At 64.5% G+C, this 19,745-nt stretch carries 15 protein-coding genes and 1 pseudogene; 3 read left to right on the top strand and 13 right to left on the bottom strand.

The features are described from left to right. Positions 1–178 precede the first annotated feature (178 nt). The gene (locus tag CVO77_RS16150; protein WP_105999922.1) at positions 179–3,172 is read left to right on the top strand and encodes a TonB-dependent receptor; all 2,994 of its coding nucleotides are present in this window, start codon (positions 179–181) and stop codon (positions 3,170–3,172) included. Positions 3,173–3,295: 123 nt separating this feature from the next. Here CVO77_RS16150 and CVO77_RS16145 read toward each other — a convergent pair whose 3' ends face one another. The 12 genes and pseudogenes from CVO77_RS16145 to CVO77_RS21825 all read right to left on the bottom strand — a co-directional run. Further along, positions 3,296–5,893 carry a TonB-dependent receptor gene (locus CVO77_RS16145; protein WP_242445981.1) on the bottom strand — a complete coding sequence of 866 codons (2,598 nt, stop codon included), beginning with the start codon at positions 5,891–5,893 and terminating at the stop codon, positions 3,296–3,298. Between the two features lie 205 nt (positions 5,894–6,098). Then, positions 6,099–7,748 carry an AMP-binding protein gene (locus CVO77_RS16140; RefSeq protein ID WP_105999921.1) on the bottom strand — a complete coding sequence of 550 codons (1,650 nt, stop codon included), beginning with the start codon at positions 7,746–7,748 and terminating at the stop codon, positions 6,099–6,101. Next, positions 7,745–9,352 carry an AMP-binding protein gene (locus tag CVO77_RS16135; protein ID WP_105999920.1) on the bottom strand — a complete coding sequence of 536 codons (1,608 nt, stop codon included), beginning with the start codon at positions 9,350–9,352 and terminating at the stop codon, positions 7,745–7,747. Before CVO77_RS16135 ends, CVO77_RS16140 begins: the two co-directional genes overlap by 4 nt. Continuing rightward, positions 9,349–10,758 carry an aldehyde dehydrogenase family protein gene (locus tag CVO77_RS16130; RefSeq protein WP_105999919.1) on the bottom strand — a complete coding sequence of 470 codons (1,410 nt, stop codon included), beginning with the start codon at positions 10,756–10,758 and terminating at the stop codon, positions 9,349–9,351. Before CVO77_RS16130 ends, CVO77_RS16135 begins: the two co-directional genes overlap by 4 nt. Before the next feature lie 12 nt (positions 10,759–10,770). Continuing rightward, the gene (locus CVO77_RS16125) at positions 10,771–12,996 is read right to left on the bottom strand and encodes a TonB-dependent receptor (RefSeq protein ID WP_242445980.1); all 2,226 of its coding nucleotides are present in this window, start codon (positions 12,994–12,996) and stop codon (positions 10,771–10,773) included. Positions 12,997–13,018: 22 nt separating this feature from the next. Next, positions 13,019–13,498: a cytochrome c family protein gene (locus CVO77_RS16120; RefSeq protein WP_242445979.1), complete on the bottom strand. Its 480-nt coding sequence runs from the start codon at positions 13,496–13,498 to the stop codon at positions 13,019–13,021. Next, positions 13,495–13,929, bottom strand: coding sequence for a c-type cytochrome (locus tag CVO77_RS16115; RefSeq protein ID WP_105999918.1), 435 nt, complete (start codon positions 13,927–13,929; stop codon positions 13,495–13,497). Before CVO77_RS16115 ends, CVO77_RS16120 begins: the two co-directional genes overlap by 4 nt. Then, a complete protein-coding gene (locus CVO77_RS16110) occupies positions 13,929–14,483 on the bottom strand; it encodes a methylamine dehydrogenase light chain (RefSeq protein ID WP_105999917.1) in 555 nt (184 codons plus the stop codon). Before CVO77_RS16110 ends, CVO77_RS16115 begins: the two co-directional genes overlap by 1 nt. Positions 14,484–14,513: 30 nt before the next feature. Further along, on the bottom strand, positions 14,514–15,104 hold the full coding sequence (locus CVO77_RS16105) for a redoxin family protein (protein ID WP_105999916.1): 591 nt from the start codon (positions 15,102–15,104) through the stop codon (positions 14,514–14,516). Continuing rightward, positions 15,101–15,619 (bottom strand): MauE/DoxX family redox-associated membrane protein, encoded by a 519-nt coding sequence (locus CVO77_RS16100; RefSeq protein WP_105999915.1) that lies wholly within the window; start codon positions 15,617–15,619, stop codon positions 15,101–15,103. The genes CVO77_RS16105 and CVO77_RS16100 overlap by 4 nt, the downstream gene beginning before the upstream one ends. Further along, on the bottom strand, positions 15,619–16,068 hold the full coding sequence (locus tag CVO77_RS21830; protein WP_275541956.1) for an amine dehydrogenase large subunit: 450 nt from the start codon (positions 16,066–16,068) through the stop codon (positions 15,619–15,621). The genes CVO77_RS16100 and CVO77_RS21830 overlap by 1 nt, the downstream gene beginning before the upstream one ends. Positions 16,069–16,151: 83 nt before the next feature. Further along, positions 16,152–16,739, bottom strand: a pseudogene (locus CVO77_RS21825) (amine dehydrogenase large subunit); the annotation flags it as partial. 189 nt (positions 16,740–16,928) lie between these two features. On the opposite strand from CVO77_RS21825, the gene CVO77_RS16090 reads away from it, so the two are divergent. Then, positions 16,929–17,615 carry a TetR/AcrR family transcriptional regulator gene (locus CVO77_RS16090; protein ID WP_242445978.1) on the top strand — a complete coding sequence of 229 codons (687 nt, stop codon included), beginning with the start codon at positions 16,929–16,931 and terminating at the stop codon, positions 17,613–17,615. Between the two features lie 19 nt (positions 17,616–17,634). Here CVO77_RS16090 and CVO77_RS16085 read toward each other — a convergent pair whose 3' ends face one another. Further along, positions 17,635–18,660 carry an AraC family transcriptional regulator gene (locus tag CVO77_RS16085; RefSeq protein ID WP_158258098.1) on the bottom strand — a complete coding sequence of 342 codons (1,026 nt, stop codon included), beginning with the start codon at positions 18,658–18,660 and terminating at the stop codon, positions 17,635–17,637. 105 nt (positions 18,661–18,765) lie between these two features. Between CVO77_RS16085 and CVO77_RS16080 the strand changes: the two genes are divergently transcribed. After that, positions 18,766–19,743 (top strand): quinone oxidoreductase family protein, encoded by a 978-nt coding sequence (locus CVO77_RS16080; protein ID WP_105999912.1) that lies wholly within the window; start codon positions 18,766–18,768, stop codon positions 19,741–19,743. The last annotated feature ends 2 nt before the right edge of the window (positions 19,744–19,745 follow it).

The raw sequence follows: 19,745 nt of genomic DNA, 5'->3' as shown, positions 1-19,745 counted from the left end.
GTCCCCGACGCCGGTGGGAGAGGACGATGACCAGCACAGCTGGCAAGCGGCATATGCGCAGACACTTGGCCAACCCGGCCCGGCGCTCTTTGCCACGTCTGGTCACTATCCCTCCCCTTTAAGCACAAATTCGAGTTTGGGCGGCCCGCGACGCGGGTTCGAAAAAGGGAGGATGTAAATGAAGTTCAAGGGACTGATGGGCTCGTCGATTCTGGCGATGGTGGTGGCGACACCAGCCTATGCCCAGGATAGCGGCAGCAGCTCGACCACCGACGCCTTTGGCGGCGAAATCGTCGTCACCGCACAGCGTCAATCCGAACGTCTGCAGGACGTGCCGATCGCAGTCAGCGCCTTCTCGAGCGAAGCGCTCGAAGCGCAGCAGATCAAGACGCCCTCGGACCTTCAGCTCACGCTGCCGAACGTCACCTTCACCAAGACCAATTTCACCAGCGCCAGCTTTACCATCCGCGGCATCGGCGATCTGTGCGTCGGCACGACCTGCGACAGCGCGACCGCGATCCATCTGAACGGCGATCCGCTGTTTTCGACCCGCCTGTTCGAAACCGAATTCTTCGATCTGGAGCGCGTCGAAGTGCTGCGCGGTCCGCAGGGCACGCTGTTCGGCCGCAACGCGACCTCGGGCGTCGTCAACGTGATCACCGCCAAGCCAAAGCTCGGGAGGTTCGAAGGCGCTGCCGAGGCCGAATATGGCAATTATAATTCGATCAAGGGCAAGGCGATGATCAACATCCCCCTTGGCGACACGGCGGCCTTTCGCATCGCGGGCATCTATCTGAACCGCGACGGCTATACGAAAAACACCTTCCTCAACACCCGCATCGACGACCGCGACCTTTATTCGGTGCGCGGATCGTTCCGCTGGGAGCCGACGTCGGGCACGACGATCGACCTGCTCGGTTCCTATTTCCACGAACGGGACCAGCGCACCCGCATCCAGAAACAGCTTTGCCAGCGCGACCCCACCGGCATCCTCGGCTGTCTCAACAGTCGCCTCGACAATGCGCCGTTCAACGGCAATGCGACCTTTACCGCTGCGCTGACGTCGAAGGAATTCCTGGCGATCCGCGGCATTCCGGCAGGCTTCGCGCTCGGCAGCGTCTATGGTCCCGACGTCTACGCGAACACGACCATCCCCCAAGATTCGCGGACCGTCAACACCGCCTATACGCCCAGCTATTTCACCAGCGAAATGATCCTGCAGGGCCGGATCGAGCATAATTTCGGCCCGGTGTCACTCCAGGTGTCCGGTCAGTATCAGAAGGTGAAACTCGACGCCTCACAGGACTATAACAGCAATGTCGGCGACCGTTCGCTCTATGCGACCGGACTCGCCAATTTGCAGGCGGCCGCCACCGGGGGGTACGGCGCGTTTCTCCAGCAATATTTTGCGCCGGTCGCCGCAGCGATCATTCCCAACGGGCCAGCCGGCCAACTCTGCACCTCGCTGGCGGAAGAAACCGGATACGGCAGCTTCGGCGGCAAGAAAATCTGTAGCGACCAGTCGCTCCAGTTCGACCGATCGAATCAGTATAACAGCAGCTGGTCCGCAGAAACGATCCTGACCAGCGACTTCGACGGACCGTTCAACTTCTTGGTCGGCGGGATTTACGCGGATTATCACCTGACCGAGAACAGCTATTATGTGAACGCCTTTCCGATCGACTATCTGACCGGCGTTCTCGGCGCTTTCACGGCTGCGGGCAACAAGGTGCCCGATCCCGCCAACCCCGGACAGACGATCCCGGCGCCGCTGCCGCCGTCGTTCCTCGCCACGCCCTTCTTCCGCAACAACACCGACGATTTGAAGATCAAATCCTATGGCCTGTTCGGCGAGGCCTATTTCGAGTTCAACGACCGGCTGAAACTGACCGCCGGCCTGCGCTACAATAATGACAAGAAGAGCGTGCTGGCACGGTCGACGCTGGCCAGCTTCCTCGCGCCGCACGGCGGCACCGGCAGCGCGTTCGATTCGCCCTTCGTCGGATCGTTCGATGCCGACCCCGGCACGCCGGGCAATCAGATCATCCAGTCGCGCAGCGTCAAATTCAACAAGCTGACCGGCCGTGCGGTGCTCGACTTCAAGGTGACCGACGACAATCTGCTCTATGCCTCCTATTCGCGGGGCTATAAATCAGGCGGCATCAATCCGCCGCTACAGCCGATCTTCGCGGTGCCCGAATCGTTCAAGCCCGAACAGGTCGATGCGTTCGAAATCGGGTCGAAGAACACGTTCGGCAACGGCGCGCTTCAGCTCAATCTGACGGCCTTCTACTATAAATATAAGGATCTTCAGCTCAGCAAGATCGTCGCCCGCACCGCGGTCAACGACAATGTCGATGCCGACATCTATGGCCTCGAAATCGAAGGCATGGTCCGACCCGATCCGGACTGGGTGATCAATCTGGGGTTCAGCTATCTGCACACGAAGGTGTCGTCGGACAAATTCACCAGCAATCCGCGCGACTTCGGCGGCGGCCGGGCCGATGCGGTGATCATCAAGGATCTGTCCAACGGCGCGAACTGCGCCGTCGCCCCAGGCACGGCCGGTAATGCAGCAGGCAGCAACGGATTCGTGAACGCAGTCAACGGCGGCCTCAATGCGGCGACCGGCGCGGGGTTACAGCCGACCACCGCCTTCCCCGCCGATGGCGGCATTGCTTCCACTGGAGCCTTCGGCATCTGTTCGGTTCTGGCCGATGCCGCGGTCGATGCGAACGGCGACCCCACCCCGACTGCCCTGTTCTTCGACCCCAACGGAATCCAGGTCCTGTCCGCCGGTATCCCGGTCAACATCAAGGGCAACCAGCTGCCGCAGGCGCCGAACTACAAGTTCAGCGCCGGCGTCCAGTATACGGCGCATATGGGCGACATGACTCTCGTCCCGCGCTTTGACCTTGCCTATACCGGTGAGAGCTATGACAGCATATTCAATGGCAACGTCAACCGGATCAAGGGCTATACCCAGGTCAACGCCCAGCTGCAGCTCAATGGGGCCGACGACAAATGGTATGTCCGCGGCTTCATCCAGAACCTGTTCGACGCCAACAGCGTCACCGGCCTCTACATCACCGACCAATCGTCGGGTAACTATACCAATATCTTCACGCTCGAACCGCGCCGCTATGGCATCGCGGCCGGGATGAAGTTCTAAATCCAATCGGCGGCGACGCCGAAACGCCAAAAGAAATGCCCCGGTCTCTCCATCGAGAGGCCGGGGCATTTTCTTGTCCGCAATGCGTGGATGCGGGACGCCGAAGCGCCCCGCCCCGTTGCATCAGAATTTGAAGCGGCCGGTCACGCCATAGGTGCGCGGCTGGCTGGGATAGCCCGACACGCTGCCCGACTGGGCGACCGCGTTGAAGACGGTCGTCAGATATTGCGCGTTGGTGAGGTTGCGGCCCCACACGCCCAGTTCGAACCCGTTGGTCAACGCGACGGTGAACGAGGCGTTGAGCTGGTTCACTTCGCGCTTCAGATTCTGCGCCACCGTGTCGGGAAGGCCGAGCAGGCCGTCGACGATCTGGGTCGGGCTTTCATACTGGTAATCGACGTGCATGATCGCCTTGGTCCCGCCCGCGAATTCGTGGGTATAGGTGCCGCCCATCGACACCGACAGGTCGGGGATGCCGGCGGGCTTGCGACCCGACAGGTCGCCGAACGCCGACGCGACGAAGCTGTCGTATTTCGGATCGAGATAGGTCACCGCCAGCGTCAGGTTCAGCCCACGGACCGGACGCACCGACCCGTCGAACTCGACGCCCCAGGTCGATTGCTTGCCGGCATTGGCGAGCGCGAAGCCGGTGCCGGTGAACACGTTCGACTGGAAGCCCTTGATCGACTGCTTGAACACCGCGAGGTTCAGCGCCGCGACCGACCACTGACCCTTGAGGCCCGCTTCATAGACGGTCGATTCTTCCGGCGCCGCAAAGCGCGTTCCGGACACCAGGTTCGGCGTCCCCAGCCCGCCCGCGATGATCGCGGGCAGATCGGCGGCCAGCGGACGGCTGTCGCGCGACAGGTTGACCGAGCTCGCCTTGAAGCCGGTCGCATAGGTCGCATAGACGTTGACCGTGTCGGTCATCTTATACGCGAGGCGCGCGCTGTAGCTGAAATCGCCGTCGTTGGTCTTGCCGGGTTCGACGCTGTTCGGAACGTCGAGGAACGGCGGCAGGAACTGGAACGCCTTCAGGCCATTGAGCGGGTTCGCCGCCGGATTGTTCTGGTTGTCATTGGCGAAGGTCACGAACTGCTGAAAGAAGGGCGCCGTCGCGGGGTTCGTCGCGAAGGCGAGCACTGCGGCCGGATCGTTCGGGTTCACGCCCGCCTGCTGCAACGCACCGCCAAGCAGAAGCTGGTTGCGGAACGGCGCATAGGCGGCCGCGTCGAGGTCAATCCCAGAAAAGACGTCGTTGCTGTCGACATCAGCCGAGAAGCGCTTCTTGTCCTTCGTATAGTTGCCGCCGAGCGTCAGCGTCAGCCGATCGCTGATCTCGAAATCGAGTGTGCCGAAGATCGACCACGCGGTGTTCTTCATCCGATAATGTTCGTCCATGCCGTCGCCGGCGCGGAAGAAGGAGCCGCTGGGCGCGCCGAGCGCGGCCTCGAGCGTCGGCACGTTCAACGCGCCACCGCTCGCTGCCTGGATCAGAGCGTTGCCATAGGGACGGAAATCGTCGCCGAAGTTGATCTGGCTATGCTGCTTGATCTTCTCGTTGAAATAATAGCCGCCGACGAGGAAGTTGATCGGGCCGTCGAAGTCCGACGTCAGGCGCAGTTCCTGCGTGAAGGTGTTGATCGCGGTATCGTCGGACTTGCGGCCGATCAGGTCAGCGCTGGTGAAGTCCGAATCCTGGTTGGTGTCGGCGCGAACCTCGCGATAGGCGCTGATCGAGGTCAGCGCCATATTGCCGAGATCATAGTCGATCTGGCCCGAACCGCCGTAATTCTTGATCAGGTTCGACGACAGGAAATTATTGTAGACGCGATAGGAGAAGGGATTATTCGCATCGACGCTGGTGCCGCCCGCCAGGAAATTGGTGATCGGCACGGTCGGGCCGGCGAGGACGTTGCCGGCGATGCAGCAATTCTCGTCGATCTTGTCATAATCGCCGATCAGGCGGATCGACAGTGCGTCGCTCGGTTCAATCAGCAACTGACCGCGCACGCCCCAGCGGTTGCGGTCGTTGACGTCGGTGTCGAGATTCACATCCTTGGCGTAACCGTCGCGGCGGTTGAAATTGGCGCCAAGCGAGAAAGCGATCGTATCACTGATCGGGCCGGTGATGTTGCCCTTGAGGACGATGGCGTCATAATTGCCATAGCTCGCCTCGACCGAGCCGCCGAACACATACTGCGGCTTTTGGGTGACGATGCTGATGACGCCCGCCGACGCGTTCTTGCCGAACAGGGTCGACTGCGGGCCGCGCAGCACTTCGATACGCTCGACATTCGGAAGATCGCCGATCTGGGCCGCCGAGCGCGAACGATAGACGCCGTCGATGAACACGCCGACCGACGGTTCGATACCGGGGTTGTTCGCGCCGTTGCCGAAGCCGCGGATGATGAAGTTGGTGTTCGCGCTCGACTGGAGCTGCGAGACGCGCAGGCTGGGCACCGCCGACTGCAGGTCGATGAGGTCGCGGATCTGCGCGTTCTGAAGGTCGGCGGCCGAGGTCACCGAAACCGCGATCGGCGTGTCCTGCAGCGTCTGCGAACGCTTCGAGGCGGTGACGATGATGTCGTTGCCATAATCGATGGTGTCCGCTGCCGTCGCGGCCGCATCATCGGCGGGGGCGGTTTCCTGGGCAAAGGCAAAAGCGGGGGTGGTGGCGCACAGCATGGTGGCGCCCAACAAGATGTTGCGCAAAGTCATGGTTTTCTCTCCAGACCACCGGAACGCGACCCATAGGGTCTGAGGGGGGAGATATTCCGGCGTTGACTGGTGGCTGTAATGCGCCGGACCGCCGCGTCAACGCGCGGAACCGGAATCGGCCGATTTTGCGAGGCATTCGTGACTTAAAAGCAACAGTTTACGCTACGGCAAGCGCTCCGGCTCAATCGGCGCGCTGTTGCGCCCCTTACCCCTTCAGCAATCCCAGCGTGTGCTCGCGCATCGCGAATTTCTGGACCTTGCCGGTCACCGTCATCGGAAAGTCGTCGACGAACAGGATGTGGCGCGGAATCTTGAAATGGGCGATCCGGCCGCGACAATAAGTACGAACCTCAGCTTCGCTGAGCGTGGCGCCGGCGCGCGCGACGATCCAGACACACATCTCCTCGCCATATTTTTCGTCGGGGATGCCGACGCCCTGCACATCGACGATGTCGGGGTGGGTAAGCAGAAATTCCTCGATCTCGCGCGGATAGATATTCTCGCCGCCGCGGATCACCATGTCCTTGATGCGACCCACGATCCGGCAATAGCCCGCCTGGTCGATCGTCGCGAGGTCGCCGGTGTGCATCCAGCCTTCAGCATCGATCGCCTCGGCGGTGCGCTCCATATCGTCCCAATAGCCGAGCATCACCGAATAACCGCGCGTGCAAAGCTCACCCGTCTGTCCGCGCGGCACAACCTCGCCCGCCAGGTCGATCAGCTTGACCTCGAGGTGCGGCTGGACGCGCCCGACCGTCGATACGCGCAGGTCGAGCGGATCGTCGACATCGCTCTGAAAACTGACCGGGCTGGTTTCGGTCATCCCATAAGCAATCGTGACCTGATCCATATGCATCCGGTCGATCACCTCGCGCATTACCGCCATCGGGCATGGCGACCCCGCCATGATCCCGGTGCGCAGCGACGACAGGTCGAAACGATCGAAATCGGGATGGTTCAACGCCGCGATGAACATCGTCGGCACGCCGTAGAGCGCGGTGCAGCGCTCGGCCTCGACGGTTTCGAGCACCGCCTGCGGATCGAAGGCTTCGGCGGGATAGATCATCGTCGCGCCATGGACGACGCAGGCGAGATTGCCCATCACCATGCCGAAACAATGATAGAGCGGCACCGGGATGCACAGCCGGTCGGCGGCGGCAAGCCCGATCCGCGCGCCGACGAAGGCCCCGTTGTTGAGGATATTGCGGTGCGACAGGGTCGCGCCCTTGGGAAAGCCGGTGGTGCCGCTGGTGAACTGAATGTTGACCGGCCTGTCGGGGTCGATCGCGATATCGGCGAGCGCGCTTGTGTCGTCACTGGCAAGCGCCGCGAACGGCAGGCACCCGGCATGCTCCTCGTCGCCGAGCACGGCGACGAGGCGAAGCGCGGGAAGGCGCGCAGCGCTCAGCATGCCCGGCGCCGCCGTCGCCAGTTCGGGCGCCAATTCGCCGAGCATCGCGACATAGTCGCTGCCCTTGTGCGACGGCGCGAAGATCAGCGCGGCGCAGCCGACCTTGTTCAGCGCATAGTCGAGCTCGGCGACGCGATAGGCGGGGTTGATGTTGACGAGGATCAGCCCCGCCTTCGCGGTCGCGAACTGGACGACCGCCCATTCGGCGCAATTGGGGGCCCAGATGCCAACCCGGTCCCCCGGCTTCAGCCCGCGTTCGAGCAGCCCCGCCGCGACCGCATCGACCCGCGCCTTCAGCACGCGCCACGTCCAGCGCACAGCTTGGTGCCGGACGACCAGCGCCTCGCCCTCGGGATCGCGAAGCACGGCCCGGTCGAAACAGTCGCCGATCGTCATATCGAGGAGCGGCGGGCTATCGTCGCCGCGAACGAAGCTGTCGGTCATGCGTCGGCTTTCCCGAAATCCCAGTCGCTGAATTCGGCGTCGCGCAATTCCTTGCGCCGGATCTTGCCGCTGACCGTCTTGGGCAGGCTGTCGACGAATTCGATGCGGCGCGGATATTTATAGGGCGCGGTGATCGCCTTCACATGGTCCTGCAACGCCTTCGCCAGTTCGTCGGAGGGGCTATGCCCCGCGGCGAGGACGACGAAGGCCTTTACCACTTCGCCGCGGGTCGGATCGGGGCTGGCGACGACCGCGCTTTCGGCGACCGCCTCATGCTCGAACAGGACGCTTTCGACCTCGAACGGCCCGATGCGGTATCCTGACGAGAGGATGACGTCGTCGGCGCGGCCGACGAACCAGAAATAGCCGTCGGCATCGACCGTCGCGCGGTCGCCGGTCAGATACCAGCCGTGGCGGAACACGCTTGCGGTGCGATCGGGATCGCCGCGATAGCCGAGGAACAGGCCCGGCGGGCGCCCTTCGCCGACGCGCAGCGCAATGTCGCCCTCCTCGCCCGCGGGCAGTATCTCGCCATCCTGCCCGATCACCGCGAGGTCGAATCCCGGAACGGGGCGGCCCATCGCGCCTTGCCGCGCGGTGCCAGGGCGGTTGCAGCAAAGCAGCACGGTCTCGGTCTGCCCATAGCCGTCGTGGATGTCGAGGCCCGTCGCACGCTTCCACAGGTCGATGACTTCGGGATTGAGAGGCTCACCCGCACTGACGCAATGGCGCAGATGCGCGAATGCGCGGCCAGCAAGATCGGCGCGGACGAACATGCGATAGGCGGTCGGCGGCGCGCAGAGCGTCGTCACCGGATGCGTTTCGAGCAGGTCCATCGCAGCCACCGGATCGAACCCCGGCGCATGGTGGACAAAGATCGCCGCGCCCATCAGCCACGGCGCGAACAGGCTGCTCCACGCCGCCTTCGCCCAGCCGGTATCGGACATGTTCCAATGGAGGTCGCCGGGGCCGAGGTCGAGCCAGAAACGCCCGGTGATCTCGTGCGCCAGCGGATAGCCCGCGCCGTGGATCGTCATCTTCGGCTGGCCGGTCGTGCCGCTGGTGAAATAGCAGAGCGCGGGATCGTCGAACGCGGTGTCGGCGATGTCGACGAGCGGCGCGGCGGCGGCCTTGGCCTCGCTGTAATCGATCCATCCGGCGCGGGGGCCGCCGATGTGAATCAGCGCGACGTCGGCGTCGATCTCGGCTTCCTCGACCCGCGGCGCGACATCGGCCCCGGCGATGATGCAGCGCGCATCAGCCGCCTTGCAGCGATAGGCGATGTCCTTGGGACTAAGCTGCACGGTACCGGGCGAGACGATGGCGCCGAGCCGCAGGCAGGCGAGCATCAACTCCCACCATTCGATCTCGCGCGACATCAGGATCAGCACCGTGTCGCCGCGCTCCACGCCCGCAGCGCGCAGCACGGCGGCGGCGCGCGCGGCATGATCCGACAGTTCGGCGAAGCTGCGATCGACGATCGCCCCCGCGCCGTCGGTCCACAGCATCGCGCGATCGCCCGGACTGTCCTTCGCCAGTCGATCGATCGCGTCGCGCGCGAAATTATAATGCGTCGGCGGATTCCAGGCGAACGCTTCGCTCATCCGCCGCGCGCCACGTTGATCACCGACAATTGCGTATATTCGGCGAGGCCTTCCTCTGCCTGCTCAACCCCGAGGCCGGAGGATTTGACCCCCGCCATCGGAATATGCGGGCCGATCGCGACATGCTGGTTCACCCACACCGATCCGCTTTCGATCCGCTCCGCGACCGCCAGCGCGTGGTCGACGTCGCCCGACCAGACCGAGGCGCCGAGCCCGTAAGGCGAGGCATTGGCGCGCGCGACGACATCGTCGATGTCCGAAAAGCGGATCACCGGCAGGATCGGGCCGAATTGTTCCTCATCGACGATCTGGTCGCCGTCGGTCACGTCGCGGACGATCGTCGGCCGCAGGAAATAGCCGGCACGGTCGATCACCTCGCCGCCCGCGACGATGGTGCCGTCCCGGCGCGCGCTTTCGAGGAAGGCCTTCACTTTCTCATATTGCGCCTTGTTCTGGATCGGCCCGATCTGTGCGCCCTGCGCCAGCCCGTCGTCGACCACCGCCGCTTCGGCGAGTCGCGCCAGCTCGTCGCACATCGCATCATAAATGCTGTCGTGGACATAGGCGCGCTTGATCGCAAGGCACACCTGCCCGCAATTGAGGAAGGCGGCGTTGAAGATACCCTGCGCGGTCGCGCGAACATCGACGTCGTCGAGAACAATACCGGGGTCGTTGCCGCCAAGTTCGAGCGTCAGCCGCTTGAGGCCGTCGGCTGCGCTCGCCATGATCTTCTTGCCCGTCGCGGTCGATCCGGTGAACCCGACCTTGGCGATGCGCGGATCGGCGGTCAGATAGCCGCCGAGATCGTTGGCATCGGTAATGATGTTGACGACGCCTGCCGGGAAGATCTTCTGGCACAACTCGCCGAGCATCAGCGCGGTGACCGGGGTGGTCGGTGCGGGCTTCAGGACGATCGTGTTGCCCGCGATCACCGCCGGGCCGATCTTCCAGCAGGCGACGAGCAGCGGGAAATTCCACGCGATGATCCCAGCGACGACGCCGAGCGGCTTGCGGCGAACCTGAATCAGCCCGCTCGCATCGTCCTGGATCGTCCGCTCGGCAATGTCGAGCGTCGCATAGTGGCGCAGATAGCCTTCGGCCCACGCGATCTCGCCCTGCGCCTCGGCCAGCGGCTTGCCCTGTTCCTGTGTCAGCGCGCGCGCCAGCCGGTCGGCATTGGCGACGATCGCATCGGCAAGCTGGCTGACCTTCGCCTGCCGCTCGGCCAGCGGGGTTTCGGCCCAGGCGGGAAAGGCGGTGGCCGCCGCCTCGATCGCCGCGTCGGCCTGCCGCTCCGACGCGCGCGCGACGGTGGCGAAAACTTCTTCGGTCGCGGGGTTGATGACGTCCATGTCATGATCGCCATCGACCAGCCGCCCGCCGATCAGCATCTTATAGTCGGACATATGTCTCTCCGATCAGAATTTCGCGCCGACGGTGACGCCATAGGTTCGCGGAGTCCCGACATGGTTATAATCGAAACCGAAGCCCGAGAGCAGGTCGACACGCGAGGTGAAGTAGAATTTATTGGCGAGGTTCTTGCCCCACACCGACGCCGTCCAGCGTCCGTCCGCCGATTCCCAATCGATGTGCCCCGACAGCAGGACATAAGATTTCTGCCGCAGCCGGGGGATGTTGAGCACCTCGAAATATTGGTTCGACGAATAATTGATGTCGCCGTGCAGGCTCACCTTCCCGCTGCCACCGTCGATCACCGTCGCGTCGAAGCCGCCGGTAAAGGTCAGCTTGGGTGCGTTCGATAGCCGATTGCCGCTGACATCGACGCCGCTCACCGTGCCGCGCTTGATCTTGGTGTCGAGCAGGCCGAGCCCGCCGCGCAATGTCACCATGTCGCCCGCGCGGACGGTCAGTTCGGCCTCGCCGCCCTGGATGCGCGAACGCGGGATGTTGAGCAAGGTCTGCGCCGCGGTCGCCGGATCGACGTTGATGAACTGCTGGTTGCTGTAGGTGTAATGGAACGCCGCCATGTTGAGCGTGACGCGGCGGTCGGCGAACTGGCTCTTCAGCCCCAGCTCGAACGCGTCGATCTTTTCGGCCTTCGCGACCGACAGCTCGGACGGGTCGAAAAAGGCCTGCGCGTTGAAGCTGGGGGCGCGATAGCCGCGGCTGTAATTGCCATAGACCATCACGTCGGGGTTGATCTTGTAATCGGCGCCGATCTTGCCCGACAGGTTCTCGGTGCTGTAGTCGAGCCGCGACGGCGGGATCAGGTTCATCACCAGCACTTCGTTGGGACCGAAGGCATTGGCCTCGAAATTGCTCTGCACGCCCTTGTCGCGCGTGAAGCGGAGGCCGCCGCGCAGCGTGAACTGGTCGCTGACCTCGAAGCTCATGTCCGAATAGAGCGCATAGCTCTTCTTGACCTGGTCGAAGCTGTTGCGGAACAAACAGCCCAGCGGAAAACCGACCGCGCAATCGGCGTCGGTGACGCCCGGCAGGCCGTCGGAATCGATGTCCTTGCCGATTTCAAAGGTCGTCTGGTTATAGACTTTCTCGCGGTTGAAATAGGCGCCGAGAATGAAGTTGAACGGACCATCGAAATCGCTCGTCAGCCGCAGATCCTGCGCGAATTGCGTCGCGCGGTCGGCGTAGGGGATTTCGAGCAATTCGGTCGCGGTCCCGTCGGTGTCCTCATAGAAATTGAGCCGGCCCTTATCCCACGAGGTGACGCTGGTGATCGCGAGCGCGTCGCTCAAATCGACCGTGCCGGTGAGCGACACCGACGAGGTGCGGGCGTGGCGGCGGTCGGTGACGTTCGCCTCGATCTGGCGGCGGCTAAGGCCGGGGCGGTTCACCGCCTCGGGCTGGGCATAGACGCCATAGTTGCGGGGGTTCTGGTAACTGGTCGAGGCGCGCAGCACAAAGCGCGCGCTGTCGCTCGGCTCGAACAGCAGGCTGCCGCGCACGCCATATTCGCGGACGCTCGCCAGGTCGGGCTTGCCGGGAAGCTGGTTCTTGAACCAGCCGTCGGCGCGCGCGAAGGTGAAGGCAACGCGCGCCGCCAGCGTCTCGCCGAGCGGCACGCTCAAGGCGCCATTCGCCTCGTAGCGATCATAGTTGCCGTAACCGAGGTTCAGATAACCTTCGGTTTCGCCGAGCACCGGCGTGCGGCTGATCAGATTGACCGCGCCGCCGGTGGTGTTCTTGCCATAAAGCGTGCCTTGCGGCCCGCGCAGCACCTCGACGCGCTCAAGGTCGTACATCGCGACACCGAGGAAAGCGAAATTGCCCTTGTAGACCTCGTCATAATATGTCGCGACGGGGCTCGCCTGGTTGAGGCTGTAATCGGACATCGAGACGCCGCGCAGCGCGAAGATCGGCGTGTTGTCGCCAACGGTCGAGGTGAGTTGAAGATTGACGATCTTGCCCGCGAGTTCGTCGGCCTGGGTCACCCGCTGGCGTTCGAGCGAATCGCCGCCGAGCGCACTCACCGCGATCGGCACGTCCTGAAGACGCTCCGCCCGCTTCTGCGCGGTGACGACGATGTCGGTCCCATTGTCGGCCACGGTCTCGGCGGGAGCCGGGGTCGCGGGGGCTTCCTGAGCCAGCGCCGACACCGACGCGCCGGTCAGCATCAGCAGCAGCATGGGGCGTACCGCCCCGCTCGCATTCATCTTGATCATCGAACAACCTCCCCTGTCTTTTTTAAGGTATTTTCGTCTCGTCAAAGTCCGCCACCAGCCGCGCGCGCACGGCGCTCGCTTCGGCGCGCAACGGTTTGTGCCGCAGCCGGCCGATTTCGGCGGCTGTGTAGGGTTTGAAATCTGCGGGCACATGCGCCGGGTCGAACCGCATCAGCGACCAGTTCACCACCTCCGCCAGATCGGCATCGGACAGCGCCGCCGTGGCGACGCCGGGCACTCGCGCCAGATAGTCGCGCCCGCCCGGCACCTGCAGGAAACGCGCGACGAAGCCCGCCATCGTCGGCGCGGTCTGCGGCGTTCCCGTCGCATCGGCGCGGTGGCATCCCTGGCATTGCAATATCCAGTGCTGCCGTGCGCGCACCGGATCGGCGACCCCGGGCATCGCCTTTTCCGGGTGGCTCGACGTCGGGCCGCTCGCCGCGGGCGTTGCAAAGGCTGCCCCGGCCGCCAGGATCAGCGCGGGAGCAGCCAGTCCTTTCATTTGCCGGGCCGAAGGCGCGCGACGGCGGCGGAGTTGAGCGCCGCACCGCCCGCGCGGTATCCGGCAATCTCCTTTGGCGTGAACGCCCTTGCCGCCGTGCCGCGGACCACATGGTTGAGCACCGCCGCCACCTGGGCGTCGTTCAGTCCCGCCTGCGCCGGCATCGTGCTGCGAAAGGCCTTGCCGCCGACGGTGATCGGCCCCGACAGGCCGCGGATCACCGCGAGCGCCATATAGCGGCGTCCAGCAGCCGTCGCCGCGAGCGACTGGGCATTGGCCTTCAACGGCGGAAAGGCACCGGGGACACCCGCGCCGTCGCCGAGGTGGCACGCCGCGCAGCGCTTGAAGACGGTCGCGCCGTCGTCGGCCGCGACGGCTGGTGCGGCCACCCCCAGCCCCGCCAGCGCGAGGGCGATCGTCAGCCGCCGCATCACCGCTGCTCCAACGCGACGCCGAGGATCACCGCGGTCGAGCAATTATAGACCGAACTCGACGTGCCGAGGCACCAGTTGATATCGTTGTTCGCTTGCGGACGGACCATCGGCCGGTCGTTCTCGTTGCGGTTGCACAGGCAGCGCCCGCACGAGGATTTACCGCAGCAGTCGTTATAGCTGATGATATAGGCGCGGTTGTCGGCGGGGTTCTGGCAGGTGCCGATCCAGGTGATCGGCGACATTTCGGTCCCCGGCGGACACGAACTCGGTGAGCCGCCGCAGCAACTGCACAAAAAGCCGTCGATCGCGCAGTAACGCCAATAATCGCATTGGGTCTGGTCGCCGGGATCCTGTGGATTGCCGGTCGACTGCGGGGCAACGGGCTCACCGCCACCACCGTGGGTCTGCGCCTGCGCCCGCGACACCGGCAGCACCGGAATGACTGCCGCGCCGGTCAGCGCGCCGCCGATCAGCGTCAGCAGGCTGCGCCGTGAGGTCGCGCGCGCGACGTTTCGCGTCACCTTCTCCGAAAATTTGTCGAGACCCGACATATTCGTCCCCTTCTTGTCGTTTCGCACGGCTCAGTCGCGCGCGAGATAGTCCTGGATGGAAGCAACGCGGCGTTCCTTGGCCTCGAACAGGCTTTCCAGATGCTCGCGATTGTTGACGAGGCCGAGCGACGCGATGCGGCCTTCCTCGTCGATCAGCACCGCATAGGGGAGCTTCGAGACGCCGAGCGACCGGCCCAGATCTTCCGACAGGACATAGTCGAAGCCGGTGAGCCCCTCGGCGATCGCCAGCCGGCGATGTGCGGCGGGGTCGCCGTCGCTCGCCAGCACGACGTCGAGCCAGTCGCGTTCGGCGGCGCTCGCCGAACGGACGACGGGCAGCAGTGTCTTGCAGACCGGGCAATCGGGCGAGAGAAAGAAGATCAGTTGCCCGCGGCGATGCCGCTTGCCGCCGATCACAACCTGGCCGCCGTTCAGCGTGTCGAGCGTCATCGCGGGCGCCTGATCGCCGACATTGACCTTCTGATGCAGCGTCAGCGCGCCCGCCGGCGCGATCCGTTCGTGGAGCACCCCGACCTGCCGCGCGAGCGCCGCGACGAGGACGCCGAGCACCGCGACGGCGATCCACAGCAATATTTGCGAGGCGAAGAAAAATCCGGTCATCGGGATGCGCTCCTGCGGGGTGCGGGAAGATTGGCGAGTTCACCGGCTGCGAAGAGCAGCGCGACAAAGGCGAGGGCGGCGAAGATCGACGGAATGTCGATGCCGCCCCCCCCTGCGGGAGAGAGACAAAGCGGCAGCGCCGCGGCGGCGAGCGCGAAGGCGCGGGCGATGGCGAAACGGCCGATTCCGCTCTTGCGCGCACCGAAATCACAGCCGCAGTCGATCGCGCCGTCGCCGCGCCGCCGCGCCGCGAGCAAGGCGAGGCCATATCCGGCCCACAGCAGCGCCGCGAGCAGCGCGCCGGTGGGCCGCGAAGCGGGAAAGAGCAGCGCCAGCGCCGCCGCGAACTCGACTGCGGCGGCAGCCATCGTGACCGGCATCGCGAGCGCGGGAGCAAGGCGCAACAGGCCTGCCGTCGCCCGCGTCAGCCGGGCGCGCTCGGCGAGCTTGTGCGCCGCCGCAACCACCAGGATTATGGCGAGGAACAGCGCCAATATAGGCATGACGGCAGCCATCAGCGCGCCGCCGTCATCGTCATCGGGTCGTGGACGACGCTGACGATAGTGCGGACGAAGGCGCCGCTCGCTGCGTCATAAACGTCGAGCGACCCGTCGGGGCGCGACGCGACGAGCAGCGGCTTTTCCTGCTGCGTCGCCTCGATCGACAGGCTGTGATTCTTGAGCGCGATGCGGCGGACCAGCGTCTTGGTTTTCGGATCGACCACCCACGCTTCGGTCCCGCCGTCCTTGTGCGTGCCTTCGCCGCTCTTCGGGTTCATCAGGATATAGAGCAGCCCCGCGCGGTCGGCCGAAATGACCTGCCAGCCACCCGGACGCCATTCGGGTTCACCGCCGTCCTGCTTGGGAAGCGCGAAGCCGCCGAGATCCCTGGCGGCGGCGCCCGAAAAATCGATCGCACGCAGACGGCCCTTGAAACTGACGAACCAGCCGGTGCGCCCGACCATCGAAACAGCGGGTCATCGTCGATATCGTTGAACGCTGCGCTGGTGACGGCGGGCCCGGCCGCCTTGCCGGCGGCGTCGAGCGCGATGCTCGACATCGTCCCGTCGGCGCACAGCGTGGCGAAGCCGCGTGGTCCGGTCGGATAGGCAAGCGAGCAGCCCGGCAGTTCGATGTCCGACAGGACCTTGCGGCCATCGAGATCGACGACGGTCACCGACGCGCCCGGCGTGAAATTGAACACCAGCGCCCATTTCTCGTCATTGGTGAGTTGCAGGCTGTTGCGAAGCGTCACGAACAGGCCGCGCTTGCCGCCGGGCAGGACGATCTCGCCCTTCGGCGTCAGCGTCTTCGTGTCCCAGATGGTGATGACGTCGGTCCGTTCGCCGCGCGTCAGCCGCGAATAATAGGTTTCGCCGACATAAATTTCCCCGCGCGTCGTCGACGGCAGCAGGTTGCCGAACTGCGCGACGGGGATCTGCCCGCGAAGATGATTGTTTTCGGCGCCGACGTCGACGATCGCCGCGCGCCCGTCGGGCAGGCTGTTGAAGTGCAGATCCTGCACGAAGACCCAGCTGTCGGGATAATGTTCGGGAAGCTCGGCAACGGTCGGGACCGGCTCTTCGGGCAGCGGCTGCGGATAGTCCGCGGCGCTCAATGCGCTCGCCGATACCATCAATGCGGCAAAAACCGCTCCTCTCGCGATGCGCTGCATCCCGGCACTCCCTCTCCTGTTTGAACGATGGCTCTGACGGCCGATTCGAGTAGATATTGATCGGACGCCCAAATTTAGTCAAGTGCCAAAATTAGGTCACTTGTCCAAGGACAGCAAGGCGGCTACCTAGGGCGTGGAGGCGGCTGAATCTTGGCGAATTTCATTGTTCCCGATCTGAAAATCACACCGCGCGCCGGGGGCTATGCCCGCGGCCAGGATGGCTTTGAGCATATTCTCCGCTCGGCGCTGTCGCTGTTGGTGAACCATGGCTCGGCGGCCCTGACGCTGCGCCGGATCGCTGCCGAATCGGGAATGAACGTCGGCAACCTCAACTATTATTTCCGGTCGAAAGACGAACTGATCCGCGAACTGCTCAACGCCGTGATCAGCAGCTATGAAGAATCGTTCGACGAGATCATCCACGAACCGGGCGCCAGCGCCGAGGCGCGGCTCGAGAATCTGGTGACGCTGATCCTCGAGGATATCAATACGAAGAAGACCACGCGCTTCTTCCCCGAACTATGGGCGATGGCTAATCATGACCCTTTCGTCCACGACCGTATGAACGAACTTTACGAGCGCGCGCGCGTTTCGCTCAATGAGCTGATTGCCGAGATCAACCCGGCGCTTCCGGACGACGAGCGCGAGATATTGGCGCTGTTCATTTCGGGATCGATGGAAGGGCTGACGATGTTCGCGGGCTATGAAAAGCCGTGGAGCCAGCAGATGCCGATGCTCGAAGTGATCGCGCGCCGATCGTTCGTCCATCTGGCGCGGACCTTGCGCCCCGGCGAAATCAAACGGACGATGGACATGGCGAACTGCGACCAGAGCTGAGTGACGGCGTTTCAGAAGGTCAGGCGATGTCCGACCGCGCCGCCTTTCGCGCTGCCTGCCACTGGCGCGGCGACTGGCCGAAGGTCAGGCTGTGCCAGCGCGTGAAGGCGCCGATCGACGCATAGCCGAGCAACTCCGCGACATCGGTGACCCGCATCCGCGGATTGGCGAGATATTGGGCCGACAATTGCATCCGCGCGCGATTGAGAAGCTCGCTGAAGCCCGTTCCGTCGGCGATCAGCATCCGCTGGAGCGTCCGCACCGTCAGCCCCATCGACGCCGCCACATGCTGGATCGTCGCGCGGCCCGACGGCAGAAATATCATGATCGCCTGTTCGACTTCCTGCGCCGTCGTGCGCAGCGCGGGGGTCATGATCGATTCGATCAGGTCGCGCGCATGATGCGCGAGGTCCGAATCGGCGCGCAGATTGGGGCGGTCGAGATCGCTTGCGGCGATGACCAGGCCGTGGAACTCGCAGTTGAATTCGGGCTGGCACCGAAACAGGCGGCGAAAGATCGGCATGTCGGCGGCGGGCGGCGCTTCGTGCGCGAAGCAGACCGACAGCGGCGCCCACGCCTCGCCGAGGACGCTCGCGCAGAGCCGCGCCAGCACGCCGAGCGCAAGGTCCGACGACTGCCGCGTCGGCTCGGGCGTGCTCAGCGAGAAATCCTCGCGCAGGATGATCTCGTCGCCGAACCGTTCGAATTGCAGCACGAGGGTCGAATTGATCCGGTTGCGAAATTCGCCCAGCGCCTGGAGGACGCGCCCTAGCGTCGGCTGGTGCGCAATCACCAGGCTGGTGACGCCAAGATTGGCGACCGCGCGCTCCTCGGCCATCCGCAGCCCGAGCGTGACGCACCCGCTTGCCGTCGCGCTCCGTTCGAGCAGGCGGAACGCCGCGCGCGCCGAGATGAGTTGTTCGGGATTCGCGAGCAGTTCCGGCGACAGGCCATTTTCACGCAGCAGGGGACGCGGGTCGGTGCCCAGCGATCGCATGATCGGGAAATAGCCGGTCAGCGCGGCCACGCGGACGAGTTCGGCCATCTTTCGCTCCCTTCGCGCTTTTGGCGTCGATTGCGAAAATAATGTCATGAATTGTGAAAAGCGCAAGCCTGCGCTCCGCTAGCCCGGACGAAAGAGGAGAGGATCATGGCGAAGGTTGTTCGTTTCCACGAAACGGGTGGACCCGAAGTGTTGCGTGTCGAAGAGACCCCGGTCGGCGACCCCGGCCCGGGCGAGGTCCGTATCCGGCACGCCGCGGTCGGCTGCAACTTCGCCGACACTTATTTCCGCTCGGGCTATTATCCCGCCCAGCTTCCCGCCGGCATCGGCGTCGAGGGCGCCGGGACGGTCGAAGCGGTCGGCGAGGGTGTGACCGGCTTCGCGCCGGGCGACCGCGTCGCCTATAATGGCAGCCCGCTCGGCGCCTATAGCGAAGCGCGCGTCATGCCCGCCGCGCCGCTGTTCAAACTGCCCGACGCGATCGCGTTCGAGGATGCCGCCGCGTCGACGATGCGCGGCCTGTCCGCAACCTATTGGCTCGCCAAGACCAACCCGCGGATGCAGGCCGGCGACACCATCCTGCTTCACGCCGCGGCAGGCGGTGTCGGGCTGCTCGCGGTGCAGCTTGCCAAGCTGATGGGGCTGCGCGTGATCGGCACCGTGTCGAGCGAGGCGAAGGCCGAAAAGGCGCGATCGCTCGGCTGCGACGAAATCATCTTCTATCGCCGCGAGGATGTCGCGGCGCGCGTGAAGGAACTGACCGACGGCGAAGGCGTGACGACGGTATTCGACAGCGTCGGCAAGGACACGTTCGAGGGGTCGCTGAAATCGCTCAAGCGGCGCGGCGTCCTCGTCGGCTGCGGCACCGCCTCTGGCCCCTTCCCGCCGATCGACGCCTTTCAGCTGATGATGCAGGGTTCGGTCCATTTCACCCGCCCCGCCTTCGCCGACTATTATGCCGACCCCGCCGAACGCGCCGAGCTGTCGGCGCTATGGTTCGGCCATCTCGCCGCCGGGCGGGTCAAGGTCGAGATCGGCCAGCGCTACGCGCTCGAGGACTGCGTCGCGGCGCACCGCGCGCTCGAAGCGGGCCAGACCATCGGATCATCCATCTTCATGCTCTGAGG

The organism is Sphingopyxis lindanitolerans, from assembly GCF_002993885.1.
GTDB classification, from domain to species: domain Bacteria; phylum Pseudomonadota; class Alphaproteobacteria; order Sphingomonadales; family Sphingomonadaceae; genus Sphingopyxis; species Sphingopyxis lindanitolerans.
The sequence above is the reverse complement of the archived record's forward strand: the minus strand, read 5'-3'. Positions and strand labels throughout refer to the sequence as shown.

Excerpts from the sequence above, each read along its gene's own strand:
- CVO77_RS16150 (WP_105999922.1), top strand. The coding sequence starts at position 179 with ATGAAGTTCAAGGGACTGATGGGCTCGTCGATTCTGGCGATGGTGGTG.
- CVO77_RS16145 (WP_242445981.1), bottom strand. The coding sequence starts at position 5,893 with ATGACTTTGCGCAACATCTTGTTGGGCGCCACCATGCTGTGCGCCACC.
- CVO77_RS16140 (WP_105999921.1), bottom strand. The coding sequence starts at position 7,748 with ATGACCGACAGCTTCGTTCGCGGCGACGATAGCCCGCCGCTCCTCGAT.
- CVO77_RS16135 (WP_105999920.1), bottom strand. The coding sequence starts at position 9,352 with ATGAGCGAAGCGTTCGCCTGGAATCCGCCGACGCATTATAATTTCGCG.
- CVO77_RS16130 (WP_105999919.1), bottom strand. The coding sequence starts at position 10,758 with ATGTCCGACTATAAGATGCTGATCGGCGGGCGGCTGGTCGATGGCGAT.
- CVO77_RS16125 (WP_242445980.1), bottom strand. The coding sequence starts at position 12,996 with ATGATCAAGATGAATGCGAGCGGGGCGGTACGCCCCATGCTGCTGCTG.
- CVO77_RS16120 (WP_242445979.1), bottom strand. The coding sequence starts at position 13,498 with ATGAAAGGACTGGCTGCTCCCGCGCTGATCCTGGCGGCCGGGGCAGCC.
- CVO77_RS16115 (WP_105999918.1), bottom strand. The coding sequence starts at position 13,929 with ATGCGGCGGCTGACGATCGCCCTCGCGCTGGCGGGGCTGGGGGTGGCC.
- CVO77_RS16110 (WP_105999917.1), bottom strand. The coding sequence starts at position 14,483 with ATGTCGGGTCTCGACAAATTTTCGGAGAAGGTGACGCGAAACGTCGCG.
- CVO77_RS16105 (WP_105999916.1), bottom strand. The coding sequence starts at position 15,104 with ATGACCGGATTTTTCTTCGCCTCGCAAATATTGCTGTGGATCGCCGTC.
- CVO77_RS16100 (WP_105999915.1), bottom strand. The coding sequence starts at position 15,619 with ATGGCTGCCGTCATGCCTATATTGGCGCTGTTCCTCGCCATAATCCTG.
- CVO77_RS21830 (WP_275541956.1), bottom strand. The coding sequence starts at position 16,068 with ATGGTCGGGCGCACCGGCTGGTTCGTCAGTTTCAAGGGCCGTCTGCGT.
- CVO77_RS16085 (WP_158258098.1), bottom strand. The coding sequence starts at position 18,660 with ATGGCCGAACTCGTCCGCGTGGCCGCGCTGACCGGCTATTTCCCGATC.
- CVO77_RS16080 (WP_105999912.1), top strand. The coding sequence starts at position 18,766 with ATGGCGAAGGTTGTTCGTTTCCACGAAACGGGTGGACCCGAAGTGTTG.